This window comes from Nonomuraea sp. NPDC049714 (assembly GCF_044465295.1).
GTDB lineage: Bacteria > Actinomycetota > Actinomycetes > Streptosporangiales > Streptosporangiaceae > Nonomuraea.
Window position 1 is genome coordinate 75,954 of record NZ_JBITLM010000001.1, and the last position, 12,771, is coordinate 88,724.

Annotated in this window: 18 protein-coding genes; 11 read left to right on the plus strand and 7 right to left on the minus strand. The window is 71.9% G+C overall.

Annotated elements, in window-relative coordinates; all coding sequences use genetic code 11:
* Positions 1-35: 35 nt before the first annotated feature.
* From ACIBQX_RS00410 to ACIBQX_RS00420, 3 genes are read right to left on the minus strand one after another with little or no spacing between them, the layout of a single operon-like run.
* Positions 36-890 (minus strand): alpha/beta fold hydrolase, encoded by an 855-nt coding sequence (locus ACIBQX_RS00410; protein ID WP_396999185.1) that lies wholly within the window; start codon positions 888-890, stop codon positions 36-38.
* Between the two features lie 11 nt (positions 891-901).
* Positions 902-1,915 (minus strand): aldo/keto reductase, encoded by a 1,014-nt coding sequence (locus tag ACIBQX_RS00415; RefSeq protein ID WP_396999186.1) that lies wholly within the window; start codon positions 1,913-1,915, stop codon positions 902-904.
* Positions 1,915-2,349, minus strand: coding sequence for a PPOX class F420-dependent oxidoreductase (locus ACIBQX_RS00420; protein WP_396999187.1), 435 nt, complete (start codon positions 2,347-2,349; stop codon positions 1,915-1,917). Before ACIBQX_RS00420 ends, ACIBQX_RS00415 begins: the two co-directional genes overlap by 1 nt.
* An 88-nt stretch (positions 2,350-2,437) precedes the next feature.
* Here ACIBQX_RS00420 and ACIBQX_RS00425 point away from each other — a divergent pair, with 88 nt between their 5' ends.
* Positions 2,438-3,268, plus strand: a complete 831-nt coding sequence (locus tag ACIBQX_RS00425) for a helix-turn-helix domain-containing protein (protein WP_396999188.1) — start codon at positions 2,438-2,440, stop codon at positions 3,266-3,268.
* A gap of 7 nt (positions 3,269-3,275) precedes the next feature.
* On the opposite strand, the gene bla is transcribed toward ACIBQX_RS00425, so the two are convergent.
* On the minus strand, positions 3,276-4,235 hold the full coding sequence (gene bla, locus ACIBQX_RS00430; RefSeq protein ID WP_396999189.1) for a class A beta-lactamase: 960 nt from the start codon (positions 4,233-4,235) through the stop codon (positions 3,276-3,278).
* A 153-nt stretch (positions 4,236-4,388) separates the two neighbouring features.
* Positions 4,389-4,676 (minus strand): hypothetical protein, encoded by a 288-nt coding sequence (locus tag ACIBQX_RS00435; protein ID WP_396999190.1) that lies wholly within the window; start codon positions 4,674-4,676, stop codon positions 4,389-4,391.
* Positions 4,677-4,732: 56 nt separating this feature from the next.
* Between ACIBQX_RS00435 and speB the strand changes: the two genes are divergently transcribed.
* The 3 genes from speB to ACIBQX_RS00450 all read left to right on the plus strand — a co-directional run bounded on the left by speB (position 4,733) and on the right by ACIBQX_RS00450 (position 6,769).
* On the plus strand, positions 4,733-5,755 hold the full coding sequence (gene speB, locus ACIBQX_RS00440) for an agmatinase (protein WP_396999191.1): 1,023 nt from the start codon (positions 4,733-4,735) through the stop codon (positions 5,753-5,755).
* 64 nt (positions 5,756-5,819) lie between these two features.
* On the plus strand, positions 5,820-6,227 hold the full coding sequence (locus tag ACIBQX_RS00445) for a VOC family protein (RefSeq protein WP_396999192.1): 408 nt from the start codon (positions 5,820-5,822) through the stop codon (positions 6,225-6,227).
* Positions 6,224-6,769 (plus strand): YdeI family protein, encoded by a 546-nt coding sequence (locus ACIBQX_RS00450; protein ID WP_396999193.1) that lies wholly within the window; start codon positions 6,224-6,226, stop codon positions 6,767-6,769. The genes ACIBQX_RS00445 and ACIBQX_RS00450 overlap by 4 nt, the downstream gene beginning before the upstream one ends.
* Before the next feature lie 39 nt (positions 6,770-6,808).
* Here the strand turns inward: ACIBQX_RS00450 and ACIBQX_RS00455 are convergent, their stop codons facing one another.
* Positions 6,809-7,024, minus strand: a complete 216-nt coding sequence (locus ACIBQX_RS00455; RefSeq protein ID WP_396999194.1) for a tautomerase family protein — start codon at positions 7,022-7,024, stop codon at positions 6,809-6,811.
* A gap of 47 nt (positions 7,025-7,071) precedes the next feature.
* Positions 7,072-7,821, minus strand: coding sequence for an SDR family oxidoreductase (locus tag ACIBQX_RS00460; protein WP_396999195.1), 750 nt, complete (start codon positions 7,819-7,821; stop codon positions 7,072-7,074).
* Between the two features lie 129 nt (positions 7,822-7,950).
* On the opposite strand from ACIBQX_RS00460, the gene ACIBQX_RS00465 reads away from it, so the two are divergent.
* From ACIBQX_RS00465 to ACIBQX_RS00495, 7 genes are all read left to right on the plus strand, one after another.
* Complete coding sequence (locus ACIBQX_RS00465) at positions 7,951-8,820, plus strand: helix-turn-helix domain-containing protein (protein WP_396999196.1); 870 nt, start codon at positions 7,951-7,953, stop codon at positions 8,818-8,820.
* A 50-nt stretch (positions 8,821-8,870) separates the two neighbouring features.
* Positions 8,871-9,101: a hypothetical protein gene (locus ACIBQX_RS00470; protein WP_396999197.1), complete on the plus strand. Its 231-nt coding sequence runs from the start codon at positions 8,871-8,873 to the stop codon at positions 9,099-9,101.
* 2 nt (positions 9,102-9,103) lie between these two features.
* Positions 9,104-9,568 (plus strand): Clp protease N-terminal domain-containing protein, encoded by a 465-nt coding sequence (locus ACIBQX_RS00475; RefSeq protein ID WP_396999198.1) that lies wholly within the window; start codon positions 9,104-9,106, stop codon positions 9,566-9,568.
* Positions 9,569-9,922: 354 nt separating this feature from the next.
* On the plus strand, positions 9,923-10,720 hold the full coding sequence (locus ACIBQX_RS00480; protein ID WP_396999199.1) for an SDR family oxidoreductase: 798 nt from the start codon (positions 9,923-9,925) through the stop codon (positions 10,718-10,720).
* A 27-nt stretch (positions 10,721-10,747) separates the two neighbouring features.
* On the plus strand, positions 10,748-11,176 hold the full coding sequence (locus tag ACIBQX_RS00485) for a MarR family winged helix-turn-helix transcriptional regulator (RefSeq protein ID WP_396999200.1): 429 nt from the start codon (positions 10,748-10,750) through the stop codon (positions 11,174-11,176).
* Positions 11,177-11,247: 71 nt separating this feature from the next.
* Positions 11,248-11,691 (plus strand): hypothetical protein, encoded by a 444-nt coding sequence (locus ACIBQX_RS00490; protein ID WP_396999201.1) that lies wholly within the window; start codon positions 11,248-11,250, stop codon positions 11,689-11,691.
* Between the two features lie 46 nt (positions 11,692-11,737).
* Positions 11,738-12,697 (plus strand): DUF5996 family protein, encoded by a 960-nt coding sequence (locus tag ACIBQX_RS00495; RefSeq protein ID WP_396999202.1) that lies wholly within the window; start codon positions 11,738-11,740, stop codon positions 12,695-12,697.
* The last annotated feature ends 74 nt before the right edge of the window (positions 12,698-12,771 follow it).

A 12,771-nucleotide genomic window follows, 5' to 3' on the forward strand; every position in this document is an offset into this window, starting at 1 on the left:
GGTGAGGTGTCCGTCACCGGGGTCCGGCGATCGGATCAGGCGCTGGGCGCGCCGTCCTCGAAGAACGCCGCCGTCGTCGTCACGAATCGGCCGGCGTCGTCGAGCCACGGATAGTGGCCGGCTCCCGGCTGCACCACGAGATCGGCGTTGGGGAACAGCGCGGCGAACTCGGCCACGACGACCGGGATCGAGTTCAGGTCGACCTCTCCGGCGAGCACCAGCACCGGCGCGGCGAAGGCGGACAGGGCCGCGCGAGTGGCGTCCGGGTCGAAGGCGCCCTCGGCGCCGAAGGCGGCCGCCGCTTCGTCGTTGCGCCGGCCGTCCTGCGCGGCCAGATGGGCTCGGGCCGCTTCGTCCCATCGGCCGTAGAAGAACGGGTCGACGGCCGCCCACCTGTCGCCGGTGGCGTCGCCTGCCACGATGGTCTCCAGAGCCGCGAAGGCCGGCGGGAACCAGGGCTCGTCCGCGCGGAGCCGTGCGAGCTCCAGGCGCGCCTGGCCGGTGGCGTCGATCCCGACGGCCCTGGTGCTCGGCGTGATCAGCGCGAGCCTGCCGACCCGTTCGGGGTGCCGGGCCGCGTACAGGGCCGCGAGGTTCGCGCCCGCGCAGTGCGCGAGCAGGTCGAATCGCTCAAGGCCCAGGTGCTCGCGCAGCGCCTCGACATCATCGACGAGCCGGTCACAGCGGTAGGAGGCGGCGTCCCGCGGGATCGCCGACCGCCCGGTGCCCCGGAGATCGAACATGATCAACTGCCGGTGCGCCGGCAGGCCGCCGAGTTCGCCGAGGTAGCCGGTGTCCTGCATGCCGCCCGGCAGGCAGATCACCGGGGCCCCCGCGCCGAGCACGTGGTAGGCGAGATCGGTCCCGTCGAACGCGGAGAAGGAAGGCATGGCTGGCATGGTCACATCCGGGCTCCGGACACGGCAACCGGCTTTTCGCCGAACACCCACGGATCCGCCTCGCACTCGGCGATGAAATCGACCGGGAAGCCCACCGCGAAGTCCGTCGCCGCCTCCAGCTCCCCGATCGCCTCCTCGGACAGCACCACGTCGACCGAGCCCAGGTTGTCCGTCACCTGCTCGACGCTGCCGGCGCCGATGATCGGATGCACGCCGCCATACCGGGCACGGGTCCACGCGAGCGCCACCTGGGCCGCGCTGACGCCCAACTCGCCGGCGACCTTCAGCACGGCACGCGCCACCGCGTGATCCCGGTCGGTGAGGGATGCGGGGTCGACCCGGGTCGGCCCGTCGACGCCGCCGGGCACGGTGAACTTCCCCGACAGCACGCCACCGGCCAGCGGTCCCCACGCGGCCACGCTCATCCCGAACGCCTCCGCCATCGGCAGCAACTCCCGCTCGGCATCGCGCTTGAGCAGGTTGTACGGCACCTGCAGCCCGGCGAACGGTGTCCAGTCCCGCCACTCCGCCAGCGTGTTGGCCCGGCTCACCAGCCAGGCCGGCGCGTCGGAGATGCCCACGTACAGGATCTTCCCGGCGCGAACGGCGTCGTCCAGCGCCCGCATCGTCTCCTCCACCGGCGTGCGCCGATCCCACAGATGCACCCAGAACAGGTCGATGTAGTCGGTGCGCAGCCGCCGCAGGCTGCGGTCCAGGGACAGCACGAGGTTCTTACGGTGGTTGCCGGCGGCGTTCGGGTCACCGCCGTCGCGGGACAGCGTGTACTTGGAAGCGACGACGAACCGGTCACGGCGGCCCTCCAGGAGCTCGCCTAGGATGCTCTCACTCTCGCCGTACGCCGAGGCCGTGTCGATCACGTTGCCACCGGCGCCGGCGTACGCGTCGAGCATGGCGCGATACCTCGGCAGCGCGTCCCCTCGCTCGTAGAAGGTCATCGCGCCGAAGAACAGCTCGGACACCCGCAGCCCGGTCCGGCCCAGCAGTCGGTAGCGCATCAGGCCACCTGGCGCGCGGACAGCTCGAAGGAGCCCTGATCGATGCCCCACGCCAGGATCCGGCGCGGTCGGATCAGCATCCACGCGGGATCGAACGGGAACGACGCGTCAAGGCGCAGGCCGACCCGCTCGCCACCCTCGGTGTACGTCTCCGCGTGCCCGCGGATCTCCATCCCGCGCGGCGTCCACGGATCGACCGCCGCCAGGTCGTCGACTAGGAACGACACCTCCGGACGGCTGCGCGCGTCGCGGAACTTCTTGCTCCCCGCCATGTTCGAGCCGGCGTGCCCGCCGATCACGATGCCCTGGGCCTCGGGATCGTAGACGACCCCCACCGGCCTGACGGACGGCCTGCCGTCCGTGCCGACCGTGGCGAGCCGTCCCAGCAGCCGGCCGGTCAGATAGGCGACTTCGCCGTCAGTGAATACGTTCATGGCCCCGAGCCTGCCGGACCGGGCCAGGTGGAGGGAGACCGCCGTGAGACGAGCCCTGCCAGGGCCACCCTCGCCTAGACTCGCGGGCATGGGAGACAACGAGCTGGGCGCGTTCCTGCGCTCCCGGCGGGAGACGGTCACACCCGCCGACGTGGGCCTCCCCGGCGGGTCACGCCGCCGCACGCCGGGTCTGCGCCGCGCCGAGCTGGCCACGCTCAGCGGGATCAGCGTCGAATACCTCACCCGGCTGGAGCAGGGGCGCGACCGCCGTCCCTCCCCCGAGATCCTCGCCGCGCTCGCCGACGCGCTGAGCCTGTCCACCGACGAGCGGGTCCACCTGTACCGCCTGGTCAAGACCGTCACCGGAGGCACCTGCCAGGGGGCCGAGCCGCTGGTCCGCGCGGTGCGCCCCACGGTCGCGGCGCTGCTCGACCGGCTGGGGGCGACCCCGGCGGTGGTGCTGAACCGGCCGAACGACCTGCTCGCCTGCTCCCCCGGCTTCGAGCGCCTGGCCGGCCCCGTCGGCCTGCTGGAGGGCCGGCCGCCCAATCTGGCCCGGTTCGTCTTCACCGACGACCGGGCCAGGTCCGCCTTCCCCGACTGGGCGCATGTCGCGGGTCAGCGGGCCGCCGACCTCAGAGCCGCCGCCTCACTCGGCGACCCCCACGCCGCGCGGCTCGCCGAGGAGCTGTCCATCAGCGCCGGCGCCGAGTTCAGCGACCGGTACGCCGCCTCGGCCGGCCTTCCTGGGCGCACCGGCGCCGAGCGCTGGCGCCACCCGTACGCGGGTGAGCTGGCGCTGGCCTACGAGAGCCTCGACCTGCCCGGCGCCGACGAGCACCGCCTGGTCGTCTACCTCCCGGCGGACGAGGCCACCTCGGCCGCGCTCGACCTTCTCACCGAACACGCCCCGGCCTGACCAAGGGTCAGAGCTTGCCGAGGCCGCGGGCCAGGATGGTGGCGGTGTCCGCGACGACCTTGTCGACGACCGGGGCGTCGATGGCCTTCCGGTTGGTGTAGATCGCCATGATGATGGGGGCGGCCGACGTGCGGGGCCAGACGACCGCGATGTCGTTGCCTGACCCGTACTTCGAGGTCGTACCGGTCTTGTCGCCGATCGTCCAGCTCTTGGGCAGGCCGGCGCGGATGCGGGCGTCGCCGGTCTCGTTCGCGATCAGCCAGGCGTTCAGCCGCTTCCGGTCCCTGGCGTCCAGAGCCTTGCCCACCGTGAGCGCGCGCAGGTCACGGGCCATGGCCGCGGGCGTGGTGGTGTCGCGCTTGTCCTTCGGGCTCCAGTCGTTGAGCTCGGTCTCCCAACGGTCCAGCCGCGACAGCGGGTCCTTCAACGTGCGGAAGTAGCGGGTCAGCCCGGCGGGGCCGCCGATCTGCTTCAGCAACATGTTGGCGGCGGTGTTGTCGCTGCGGGTGATGGCCGCCTTGCACAGCTCGGCGACGGTCAGCCCGTCCTTCACGTGCTTCTCGGTGATCGGGGAATTCTCCTTCAGGTCGGCCTCGGTCCAGCGCACGACCTTGTCCATCAGGCCGGGCTCGGAGGTGCGCGCCTTGTGCAGCACGGCCCCGGCGACGATCGCCTTGAAGGTGGACAGCAGCGGGAACCGCTCCCCCGACCGGTAGGAGATCGTCTTTCCGGTGCCGGTGTCGATGGCGTAGGCGCCGACGCGGCCCTTGAAGGACGCCTCCAGCGCCCGCAGCTCCTTCCTGGCCTGCTTCGTGGCCTGGGCCTCCCCCGGCGGCGCCGGCACCGCCGCCGTGACCGTCGCGGCCGAGGCGGCGCCCGTGCCGACGGCGCCGCCCGCCAGGAGGGAGAACGTCAACGCGGTCGCCTGCAGCGCCGCCGTGGAACGGCGGGTGCGGAGATATCTCATGCCATGTCCTTACTGTCGTTGTCAGACGGCAGGAGCAAAGCAGATGTGATCAGGGCATGTCTAATAGCGATATCGCGAAGGAATCCATCACGATTCCCATATGGTCGCAGGTCAAAGCGGCCTTACGACCATCGCCCGGGGGGATGCCGTCGGCTATCCGCGTCCGGGCTGGGCCTGGCGGCGACGGTGAACGCCGACGAGGTAGGCCGTGCGCGCCCAGAGGAGGATCGTGAGTCCGGCGGCCAGCCATCCCGCCCACAGCCAGGCGGGCGCTCCCGATAACCAGGAGCCCAGCGTCCAGACGGCGAAGAGCGCCACCCCGCCGATGGGGGCGGTCGTCACCGGATGGGCCACCATCCGGCGGTTCACCCGGGCGCTGACCTCCACCAGGATGGCGACGACTTCGGTGATGGCTATGAGGACTCTCTCGATAATGGCCATTTCTCTTTTCACTGGGGGGACAGGGCCGCGCGGCCTCCCTGGATTAGGCTGCGCGAATGGCTCGTTACGGCACACAGTACGGTCCGGACATTACCTTCCTTGGCATTCCTCCCTGCGATCTGACCGATCCCTCGACCTATGATGACGCCGACGTGGTGATCGTAGGCGCACCGTTCGACGGCGGCACCTCGCACCGGCCCGGCACCCGGTTCGGGCCGCAGGCGATCCGGTCGACGGACTACCTCGCGCACAACGGCACGAGGCCCAGTCTGGCCCTGCGCACCGACGGTTTGCAGGACCTCAAGGTGTACGACGCGGGCGACGTCGAGATGTTCTCGGGAGACGTCCTGAAGTCCCTCGCCGACCTGCGCACCGAGGTCGCCAAGGTGGTCCGGGCCGGAGCGGTCCCGGTGATCCTCGGCGGTGACCACGCGATCGCCTACGCGGACGCCTCCGGCGTGGCGGACGTGCTCGGCCACGGCCGGGTGTCGATGGTCCACTTCGACGCGCACGCGGACACCGGCGACGTCGACTTCGGCTCGCTGTGGGGCCACGGGCAGCCGATGCGCAGGCTGATCGAGTCCGGCGCGCTGCGCGGTGACAGGTTTCTGCAGATCGGGCTGCGCGGGTACTGGCCGGGGCCGGAGGTGCTGCGGTGGATGGCCGAGCAGCGGATGCGTTCCTACGAGATGACCGAGATCGTCGAGCGTGGCCTGACCGCATGCCTGACCGAGGCGTTCGGCATCGCCACCGACGACTGCGACGGCGTGTTCCTCTCGGTGGACATCGACGTCTGCGACCCCGGCGCGGCTCCCGGCACGGGCACGCCCGAGCCGGGCGGGCTGACCGCTCGCGAGTTGCTCGACGCCGTCCGCCGGACCTGCCTGGAGTTGCCGGTCGTGGGCGTGGACGTGGTGGAGGTCAGCCCGCCCTACGACCACGCGGACATCACCGCCGCGCTGGCGAACCGGGTGGTTCTGGAAGCCCTGTCGGCGATCGCCCGCAGGCGCCGCGACGCCAGGGACGGCACCACCTGGGACCCCCGGCGCCCGCTCCTGGACGGTCGCGCGAACTCCTGAAGCGTTGAGGAACCGTACGTTCCTCAACGGCTTCTAGGGTTCGAGCAAGGGAAAGGGGCACCACATGCTGCGAGGACTCGCCACCGTCAACTTCTTCGCCGACGACCTTGAGGCGGCCAAGAAGTGGTACACCGAGGTGCTGGGCATCGAGCCGTACTTCGAGCGGCCGGGCGACGGGCTGCCGGCCGCGTACTACGAGTTCAGGATCGGCGACCAGCAGGCCGAGCTCGGCCTCATCGACCGGCGCTACGCCCCGCCGGGCGCTCCCGCCGAGCCGGCGGGAGCGATCATCCACTGGCACGTGGACGACGTGCGGGCCGCCCTGGAGCGGCTGCTGGCCCTGGGGGCCACGCCCTACCTGCCCCTCACCGAACACGGTCCCGGGTTCGTCACCGCCTCGGTGGCCGACCCGTTCGGCAACGTGCTGGGCATCATGTACAACAAGCACTACCTGGAGATGCTGGGCCGATGATCCACTTCACGGACGCCGGCCAGTGGGAGTCATGGCTGGCCGGGCATCACGAGGACGAGGGCGGCGTCTGGCTGAAGATCGCCAAGAAGGGGTCGGCCACCCCCTCGATCACGATCGTGCAGGCGCTGGAGGTCGCCCTGTGCTACGGCTGGATCGACAGCCATCGCAAGGCCCTCGACGAGCACGCCTACCTGCAGCGCTACTCGCGCCGCCGCAGGAGCAGCCCCTGGTCGCGGGTGAACGTGGAGCGGGTGGAGGCGCTGACCGCGGCCGGGCGGATGCGCCCGCCCGGGCTGGCGGAGGTCGCCGCCGCGCAGGCGGACGGCCGGTGGGAGGCGGCGTACGCCGCTCAGCGTGACGCCACCGTCCCCCCTGACCTGGCCGAGGCGCTGACGGCTCGGCCGGAGGCCGCCGCCCGCTTCGAGGCGCTCGACAGGACGTCCCGTTACCGGCTCATCCTGCCGCTGCTGAAGGCCAGGACCCCGGCCGGGCGGGCGGCCCGCCTGGACAAGGCGGTCTCCGGCCTGCTGAGCCGGCCCTGACGGTCGGCCTTCGGGCGTCCCCTGGACGCTTGGCGAGGGTCAGCCTTCGGGCGTCCCCTGGAGCTTGGCAAGGGTCAGCACGTCGCCGCCGATGCCCCAGCCGCCGTCGGTGACCTCCTCGACCAGCACCATGGTGTTGGCGCGGGCGCGCTCACCGTAGATCTCCACGTACAGCTCGGTGGTGCGGGTGACGATCTGCTCCTTCTGCTCCGGGGTGAGGGTGTCGGCGGGAACCTTGAAGTTGGCGAATGGCATGATCGTTCTCTTTTCTCGTGCGGGATGGGCGATGACGGCCGCGGGCGTCAGATGATGCCGCCGTTGGCGCGGATGACCTGGCCGTTGATCCAGTGGCCGGCCGGGGAGGCGAGGAAGGCGACGACCTCGGCGATGTCCTCGGGGGTGCCGAGGCGTTCCAGCGGGGGCTGGGCGGCCAGCCGGGCGACGGCCTCGTCGTCGTTGACGTCGAGGAACAGGTCGGTCGCGGTGGGACCGGGCGCGACGGCGTTGACGGTGACGTCCCTGCCGCGCAGTTCGCGGGCGAGGATGAGCGTGACCGCCTCCACCGCGCCCTTGCTCGCGCTGTAGGCGCCGTAACCGGGGAAGGCCAGGCCCACCACGGACGTGGAGAAGGTGACGATCGCGCCGCCGGGGCGCACCCTGCGGGCCGCCTGCTGGGCGACGACGAAGGTGCCGCGGATGTTGGTGCGGTGCAGCATGTCCAGCTCTGCCAGATCCAGGTCGGCGATGGGCGCCAACAGCATCCGGCCGGCGGCGTGCACGACCACGTCGACGCCGCCGTACGCGGACTCGGCCGTGCCGAACAGCGCGGCCACGGCCTGCTCGTCGGCGACGTCGGCCTGGACGGCCACCGCCCGGCCGCCGGCCGAGGTGATCTCCTTGACCGTGGTCCCGGCCAGGTCCCGGTTTCCGGCGTAGCCGATCACGACGGCGAACCCGTCGGCGGCCAACCGGCGCGCCGCCTGCCCGCCTATGCCTCGGGACCCGCCGGTGACAACGGCGACGCGAGGGTGGTCGGGGTCGAGCTGGGACATGGGAACTCCTGCAGTTGAGGCCGTTGTGCCGTCCACGATGGCGTCACGCGCCACCCGTAGCCAGGGCTGAACCCACCCTGGGGTCGCCATCCCCTGGCTTCGGCCTCGGCACCGGGCGATGATGAGAACGTGAACCTTCCTGAGCTGGCCGCGTTCCTGAAGTCCCGGCGGGCCCGGATCCGACCGGCCGACGTGGGCCTGCCCACCGGACCCCGGCGCCGGGTGCCCGGTCTGCGCCGCGAAGAGGTCGCGCAACTGGCCGGGCTGTCGGCGGACTACTACACCGAGCTGGAGCGCGGCAACGGCGCCCAGCCGTCCGCTCAGACGCTGGCGGCCCTCGCGCGGGCGCTGCGGCTGAACGGCGACGAACGCGACCACCTGTTCCATCTGGCGGAGCGCCCCATCCCGCAGGCGGCGCACAGCCCGACCGCGCACGTCCAGCCGGCGCTGCTCGGCCTGCTGGACCGGCTCACCACCACCCCCGCTCAGATCATCACCGACCTGCACGAAACCCTCGCGCAGAACGAGCCGGCCGTCGCGCTCCTCGGCCGCCCGCCGACGACGCGGGGCCCGGCCGCGAGCTTCGTCTACCGCTGGTTCACCGACCCCGCCTCCCGGGCGCTCTATCCGGCCGAGGACCACCCGCACCACTCGCGGGCCTTCGTGGCCGACCTGCGGGCGGTCGCCGCCCGGCGCGGCCGGGACCCCGAGGTGGCCAAGATGGTGTCCTCGCTCCGGCGGCGCAGCGAGGAGTTCTCCGACCTGTGGGACGTCCACGACGTCGCGCTGCGCCGCGGCGACCACAAGCGCATCGTGCACGGCTCGCTGGGTGTCATCGAGCTGGACTGCTACTGCCTGTTCAGCGAGGACGGGCGCCAGCGCCTGCTGTGGTTCACCGCGCCGCCCGGCAGCCAGGGCGCCGCCCAACTGGAGCTGCTCCTGGTCATCGGTACGCAGGACCTGGCGGCGAATGACGGGCCCGACATCCGCCAGAGGTGATAAGCAACTTAAGTTGACTGATTTGGCGGCGGTCGCCTACGGTTGCCCGTATGTCCGCCGTTGAGAATCCCGCCTCCCAGGAGCCCGCCGACGCGCTGGCGTCCGTGGCGGCGCTGAGGCGCCTGGCCGATCAGATCGAGGACGCCGCCGTCGAGCAGGCGATGCGCACCGGCTGGAGCTGGCCGCAGGTGGCCGAGGCGCTCGGGGTGACGCGCCAGGCGGTTCACAAGAAGCACGCCAAGCGGCTCATCGAAGCCGGCGTCACGCTGAGGAGACGGTGACCATGTCCAGCTTCGACAGATATCTCCACACCATCATCGAGCGGGGCTCCGACGAGGCCCACCAGGACGGCTCGGCGACGATCGAGGCGCAGCACCTGCTGCTGGCGATCGCGGCCCAGCCGGAGCCCACCCTGACCTCGGCCGGGCTCGACCACCAGGCGATCCGGGACGCGCTGGATCGGGAGTTCGAGCACAGCCTGAGCGTGGCCGGGGTGTCCCGCGCCGCCTTCGACCTTCCCCGGCCGACCCGGAGCCCCAAGCCCCCGACCCAGCTGGGCGCGTCGGCCAAACTCGCCCTCGAACGCATCGCGAGGGCACACCGCAAGAAGGACCTGCGGCCCGCACACCTGCTGCTCGGCATCCTCCAGGCTCAGGCGGGCACCGTCCCGCGCGCGCTCGCCCTGGCGGGCGTCGACCAGGCCGACCTGACCGCCCGCGTACTGCGCACGCTCCCGGACGGCGACTGATCGACCCACCCGGGCTCCCGCCGAACGCGACGGGTCAGCCGTCGAGGAGCGCCTTTCTTCGACACATCTCACAGAATCTCGCGGCGCGGTTCCCCGAGGCCCGGTTCGGCGCCGTGGAGGTACGCCCGATCATGGACCTGTCCGGCCAGGAGATGTGAGCTCCGGGACCGAGGACGCCATACAGGAGGCGTCGCAGACCGCCGGGGCGCCCTGGACGACTACCGCACGGCCGCCTGCCTCCCCGAACAGGTACCTGCTGGGCCGGGCGGCTCGTGTCACGGCGCGGATTGATCGCCCGGCCGGCGGGCAGTGAGTGCCTCGCGGGCGGCACCGGGAGGAAGGAAGGGGACGGTCATGAGCGGGTACACGCGGGTCGCGGTCGTCACGGGAGCGGACTCCGGCATCGGCAAGGCCACCGCCGTGGCGCTGGCGGAGCAGGGGTTCGATGTCGGCGTCACCTTCCACAGTGACCAGGAGGGCGCCGGGCGGACCGCGGACCTGGTGCGCGGTCTGGGCCGGGTGGCCGCGGTGCGGAGGCACGACCTGACGGACCCCGAGCGGGCGGCCGGGGTCGTCGATGAGCTCGCCGACGAACTGGGTGGCATCGGCGTGCTGGTCAACAACGCCGGCACCGGCTCGGCCGAGCCACTGCTGCGGATGGACTACCAGCACTGGCGGTCCGTCCTGGCCGTAGACCTCGACGGCGCGTTCCTGTGCGCGCAGCGGGCCGCCAGGCGGATGGCCGCCGCCGGCGGGGGCGGCCGCATCGTCAACGTCACCAGCGTGCACGAGGAGTATCCGAAGGTGGGGGCCGGGCCGTACTGCGCGGCCAAGGGCGGGCTGCGGATGCTCAGCCGGGTGCTCGCGCTGGAGCTGGCCGAGCACGGCATCACCGTCAACACGGTGGCTCCCGGGGAGATCGCCACCCCGATGACCGGGCAGGAGGACCAGCCGCCGCAGGACGGCAGCAGGCCCGGCTACCCGATCGACAGGCCGGGCGACGCCCGCGAGGTGGCCGCCGCGGTGGCCTTCCTCGCCGGGCCGGACGCGTCGTACGTCACCGGGGCGACGTTGTTCGTCGACGGGGGGCTCGGGCTGATGGGGCCGCAGGCCGCAGGGGCGCTCGGATCGGGCGACTGGCGCAGGACCTGAACGCCCCGGGTGCGGGAAACTTGCCGGGTGACCACCGCGAACGAACCGCCCGTGACCAGTCCCTCCATCGTGCTGCTCACGCTGGCGCGCCGGATCGAGTCGGAGCTCAACGCCGCCCTGGCGCCACTCGACCTCACCGTCAGCAAACTCGGGCTGCTCGGTCACATCTCGGGGGTGCCCGGGGCGTCGTTCAGCGATCTGGCTCGGATGTCCGGGACCACGGTCCAGAGCGTCCACGGCGCGGTGAAGGCGCTCGCCGCCGCCGGGCTGGTGCGCGACACCACCGCGCGGGCCGGCTCGGCTTCGGCGATCGAGCTCACGGCTGACGGCACGCGGCTGCTGCGATCGGCCAAGAAGGCGGTGGCCGTGGTCGACGAGCGGCTGTTCGGCCCGGCCGCGGACCCGATCCAGCGGCAGGTCGCCGATGCGGTCCGGGCGGCTTTCGACGGACTCTGACCCCTTTCAGGCAGCCTGAAGCTTTCACTGCTAGGCTTCAGGCTGCCTGAAGGTTACGGAAGGAGACCGTCATGGAAGCCGTACTGCTGTCGGTGCACGTGCTCGCCGGCATCGTGTTCGTCGGGGGCTCCGCCGTCGCGGCGAGCCTGTTCCCGCGCTACGCGCCGGTGGCGGCCGGCGCCGCGCCACCCTCCGAGGAGCGGAACCGGGCCGTGGCCGTCGCGCTGCACCGCATCACCCGCGGCTACGGCGTCTTCGGCCTGGTCGTGCCGGTGGTCGCGATCGCTCTGGCGCTCGTCCAGGGGCGGATGAGCGAGATCTGGCTCAACATCTCCATGGTCCTCACCTTCGTCGCGGGCGGCGTGCTGGCCCTGCAGATCTATCCGCGCCAGCGCGACGCGCTCGCCCGGCCCGGCGACGAGAAGGGGCTGCGCACGCTGTCCATGCTGGCCGGGATCTACAACCTGCTGTGGGCGGTCGTGGTCGTGCTGATGATCGTCCGCCCCGGCGGCTAGGAGCGGCCGCCGGTTCGGCCCGGACCCCCGGGGAAAGGGTGGTGTCATGGAACAGTTCGCCGCGATGCCGCTGGCCGGTTGGCAGGACACCAAGGAGACGTTGCATCGGTTCTGCCAGGTGGTGGGCAAGATCCGGCTCGCCTGCGCGGTCCGGCGCAACCACTGGTGGAACGCGCCGTTCCATGTCACCGGGCGTGGCCTCACCACCCGGCCGATGGGCCAGGTCGACGGCAACCCGATCTTCACCATCGACTTCGACTTCCTCGGTCACCGGCTGGTCGTCACCACCGTGGACGGGCGGGAGGTCTCGTTCGGGCTTCCCGGCGGGTCGGTGGCGTCCTTCCACCGCGACACCATGCGGGCGCTGGACAGCCTGGGGGTGCGGGTGAGCCTGGACCAGCCGCACCCGTTCGACCTGCCCGACGCGGACCGGCCGTTCGCCGACGACACCGAGCACGCGGCCTACGACCCGGTCATGGTCACCCGCTACTGGCAGATCCTCAGTCAGGTGAACCTGCTGCTGGAGGAGTTCGCCGCCGGCTACTCCGGCAAGACCAGCCCGGTGCACCACTTCTGGCACACCTTCGACATCGCCTGCACCCGCTTCTCCGATCGCCGGATCGACCAGCCGCCCGACGCCGACCCCGTCACCCGGGAGGCGTACTCGCGGGAGGTCATCAGCTCGGGGTTCTGGTTCGGCGACCCGGCCTTCCCCGAGCCGGCCTTCTACTCCTACACCGCCCCCGAACCCGAGGGCCTCGCCGACGAGCCGTTGACGCCCGGGGCCGCCCGGTGGATCACGCAGCGGGGCGGTCATCTGGCTGTGCTGCGCTACGACGACGCGCGGGCCGAGGCCGATCCGCGCGCCGCCGTGCTCGCCTTCTACGACAGCGCCTACCGCGCCGGCGCCCGGCTCGCCGGGTGGGATATCGCCCGGTACGCCTGCCCCGGCGGGGTCACCGATCCGCAGCTGGGCGCCGACCAGCCGGGGCGTGTCCCTCGATGACCGGGGCCAAGCCGTCGAGCAGCGGCTCCAGGGCGGACTCGAAGAGCCGGTCGAGGTCGAGGTCGAACCCGCCG